This is a genomic window from uncultured Limimaricola sp. (assembly GCF_964022235.1).
GTDB lineage: Bacteria > Pseudomonadota > Alphaproteobacteria > Rhodobacterales > Rhodobacteraceae > Limimaricola.
Genome location: NZ_CAXHZL010000022.1, coordinates 1 through 4,089, shown reverse-complemented (window position 1 = coordinate 4,089; position 4,089 = coordinate 1). Strand labels below are relative to the sequence as shown.

Here is a 4,089-nt window from a genome sequence, read left to right as displayed (position 1 = left end):
CGGAATTTCTCACCAACGCTGCATCTCTGCGCCGCCGGTGAGGGGCTATCTAGGGGTAGGGCACGCGAGTCGCAACAGCAAAAACGCCCGATCTTCGGAAAAAGTTCGTACCGCCCGAAAAAACAGCATTCGTGGCCGAGCTGACACCCCTACAGGCTATCGCGCAGGATCGCTTCCAGCGTCTCTCCACGCAGCTCAACAGGGTTGCCGCGCATGGAGGAGGAGGTTCGCGAGGCTTCGGCCAGCGCAGGGATCTCGGAGGCCGACACGCCCATCGCCGCCAATCGTGGCAGACCCCAGCCGTCGATGCGCGCCTCCAGCATGTCGACCGGATCGCTCACCTTGCCCAATGCCGCACCGATCCAGGCAGCGACCTCTTGGTGACGGGTCGTGTCGCCCCCCTGCCCTGCCACGGCCCGCGCGTTGGCGCGCAGCACGCCTGGCAGCAACCGCCCGCAAAGCGCCCCATGCGCAGCACCGGTCTGTCCGCCCAGCACGCCCGCAAAGCCGTGCACCGCGCCCAGGCCCGCGTTGGCCAGTGCCAGCCCGCCGAACAGGCTGGTGAGGGCGAGATCGTCGCGCGCCGTCGCATCCTCGACTTGCATCAGTCGCGACAGCGCCGTCAGCCCGCGTGGAATCGCATCGCGGCACAGCGCGTCGGTGAAGGGGGTGGCGCGGCACGACAGGTATGGCTCGATCACCTGCGTCACCGCGTCGAGCCCGGAGGCCAGCGTCACGCCACGTGGCGCATCATCGGTCAGCGCCGCATCGACGATCGCCAGATCGGAGAGCATCCGGTCGTCGCGCAGGCTCACCTTTCGACCATGGGAGGGCACGCCGATCACCGCGTTCTTGGTGACCTCGGCGCCGGTGCCCGCGGTGGTCGGCAGGGCGATGAAGGGCAAGGGAGCCGCGTCGAGCGGACGCCCCTCCCCCACCACCTCGAGATAGGTCATCGCCGGGTGCGGGGCCGGGATCAGCGCCGCCGCCGCCTTGCCCATATCAATGGCGGAACCACCGCCCAGCGCCACCACGACGTCGATCCGCAGATCGCGGCCTTGTGCCACCACAGCCTCGAGATCGTCCAGCACCGGCTCACCACTCTGGCGGACCTCCTCGACCTCGGCCCCGAGCCCGCGCAGATCGGTGGCAAGGCGGTCAGCGGCGGCGTGGCTGCCCCGCAGCAGCAGCACCCGGGTGCCGCGCGCGCGGATCGCCTTTGCCGCCTCGGCCATTCGGCCGCGCCCGAAGATCACCCGGCCCGCGGTGAGGATGTCGAAGCCGGTCATACCGAGCGCGTCGCGTCCACGGCGCGGCGCCAGGCGGCGTAGCCCGTCTCGCGCGTCTCTTCGTCCATGGCGGGCGCGAAACTGCGATCCAGCTTCCAGCCCGCCGCGAAGCCCTCCATGTCGGGATAGATCCCCGCCTTCATGCCCGCGAGCCAGGCAACGCCCAGCGCCGTGGTCTCGGTGATCTCGGGGCGGTCGACGGGGGCGTCGGTGATGTCGGCCAAGAACTGCATGGTCCAGTCACTGGCGCTCATGCCGCCGTCAACTCGAAGGGTTGCCTCTTCGCTGCCGCGCAAGGTCGCGGCGTCGCCTTCGCCCTGCCAATCGGCGCGCATCGCCTCCAGAAGATCGCGGGTCTGGTAGCCGACGCTTTCCAAAGCGGCGCGCGCCATTTCGCGCGGGCCGGTGTTGCGGGTCAGGCCGAAGACGGCGCCGCGACACTCCGCATCCCAGTAGGGCGCCCCCAGCCCGGTGAAGGCAGGGACCATGATGACGCGCTGCTGCGGGTCCGATGCCTCGGCTAGGCCTTGGGTTTCGGAGGCCTTTTCGATCAGGCCAAGCCCGTCGCGCAGCCATTGCACCACGGCGCCTGCGATGAAGATCGACCCTTCGAGCGCGTAGGTCGGCTTGCCGTCCAGTTGATAGGCCACTGTAGTCAAGAGCCGGTGGGTCGAGCGCACTGGCGTCTCGCCGGTGTTCATCAGTGCGAAGCAGCCCGTGCCATAGGTGGATTTCAGCATGCCCGGCTCGAAGCACGCCTGGCCGAGCGTCGCCGCCTGCTGGTCGCCCGCGACGCCCAAGATCGGGACCCGGGCGCCTAGGAGATCGGTGGTACCGTAATCATCGGCGCAGTCGCGCACCTCGGGCAGCATCTCCATGGGAATGTCGAGCATGCCGCAGATGGTGCTGCTCCAGCCGCCCTTGTGAATGTCGTAAAGCATGGTGCGGCAGGCATTGGTGGCGTCGGTCGCGTGCACCGCGCCGCCGGTGAGGTTCCAGATCAGCCATGTATCGACGGTGCCGAACAGAAGCTCGCCCCGGCGCGCCCTGTCGCGCGCACCGTCGACATGATCGAGGATCCATTTGAGCTTGGTGCCCGAGAAATAGGGATCGATGATCAGCCCGGTTTTGGTGGTGACCACCTCCTCGTCGCCGCGCTCACGCCAGTCGCGGCAGAAGGCGGCGGTGCGGCGATCCTGCCAGACGATGGCGTTGTGGATCGGACGACCGGTGTCGCGCTCCCAGACCAGCGTGGTTTCGCGCTGGTTGGTGATGCCGATGCCCGAAATGTCGCTGGCGACGATTCCGGTGGTCTTCAGCACCTCGCGGCAGACCTTGAGCGTGCAGTTCCAGAGGTCGTCCGGGTTATGCTCGACCCAGCCGCTGTCGGGATAGTGCTGCGGAAATTCTTCCTGCGCCAGACCGACGATCTTCATCTCGGCGTCAAAGAGGATGGCGCGGCTCGAGGTGGTGCCTTGGTCGATGGCAAGGATGTGAGTCATCTGGGGCTCGTGTCTCGGGAAAAGGGCGCGCCACGGAGGGGTAGGCTCCGCGGCGCGGGAGCCGAGGCCCGAGGGCCCCGGTGGTTCAAGGCCTTACTGCCAAGACGAGATCAGCTCTTCGTAGCTGATGGTCTCGGGCTCGGGGTCCTCGTTCTCCAGCTTGGGCTTGGGTGCGCCGGGCTGGTCGAGCCAGTACTGCGGATCCTGCGGCTCGTTCATCACCGGGCCGAGATCGCCTTGGATACCAGCCCGCTCAAGCCGCTCGAGCACCTGCTCTTGCTGCTCGCACAGGCTGTCGAGGGCCTCTTGCGCGGTCTTGGCGCCCGAGGAGGCGTCGCCGATGTTTTGCCACCAGAGCTGTGCCAGCTTGGGATAGTCGGGGATGTTGGTGCCGGTGGGCGACCACCGCACCCGGTCGGGCGAGCGGTAGAACTCCACGAGGCCGCCAAGGCTCGGCGCGCGCTCGGTGAAGCTCGGGTGCTGGATGGTCGACTCGCGGATGAAGGTCAGGCCAGCGTGGGATTTCTCGACATCGACGGTCTGCGAGGTAACGAACTGGGCATAGAGCCAAGCCGCCTTGGCACGATCCACTGGGGTCGATTCCATCAGCGTCCAAGACCCGGCGTCCTGATAGCCGACCTTCATGCCGTCCTCCCAGTAAGCGCCATGCGGCGAGGGAGCCATGCGCCACTTCGGGCTGCCGTCCTCGTTCAGCACGGCCGCGGCACCGTCGCCCACCATGTCGGCGGTAAAGGCGGTGTACCAGAACATCTGCTGCGCGATCTGGCCTTGGGCGGGCACGGGGCCGGATTCGGAGAAGGTCATGCCGGCGGCGGCAGGCGGCGCGTATTTCTGCAGCCAGTCAGTGTATTTCTCGATCGCATAGACGGCCGCGGGCGAGTTGGTCGCACCGCCGCGCGCCACGCAGGAGCCGACGGGCTGGCTATTCTCGTTGACGCGCACGCCCCATTCGTCGACCGGCAGGCCGTTGGGCTCGCCCTTGTCGCCCATGCCGGCCATCGACATCCACGCATCGGTGAAACGCCAGCCGAGGCTGGGGTCCTTCTTGCCGTAGTCCATGTGGCCGAACACCTCGCCCGACACGTCCATGTGGCTCAGGTCGCGTCCGGTGAAGAACTCCGCAATGTCCTCATAGGCCGACCAGTTGACCGGCACGCCGAGGTCGTAGCCGAACTGCTCCTTGAAGTCGGCCATGTTCTTCTCATCCGCGAACCAGTCCTGACGGAACCAGTAGAGGTTGGCGAACTGCTGGTCGGGCAGCTGGTAGAGCTTGCCGT

At 67.3% G+C, this 4,089-nt stretch carries 3 protein-coding genes; all 3 read right to left on the bottom strand.

Going from position 1 to position 4,089, the window contains the following annotated elements:
- Positions 1-149: 149 nt before the first annotated feature.
- On the bottom strand, positions 150-1,289 hold the full coding sequence (locus tag AADJ02_RS18160; RefSeq protein WP_341214416.1) for an iron-containing alcohol dehydrogenase: 1,140 nt from the start codon (positions 1,287-1,289) through the stop codon (positions 150-152).
- A complete protein-coding gene (glpK, locus tag AADJ02_RS18155; protein WP_341214415.1) occupies positions 1,286-2,791 on the bottom strand; it encodes a glycerol kinase GlpK in 1,506 nt (501 codons plus the stop codon). Before glpK ends, AADJ02_RS18160 begins: the two co-directional genes overlap by 4 nt.
- A gap of 93 nt (positions 2,792-2,884) precedes the next feature.
- The coding region (locus tag AADJ02_RS18150; protein WP_341214414.1) for an ABC transporter substrate-binding protein at positions 2,885-4,089 on the bottom strand (1,205 nt) is incomplete at its 5' end.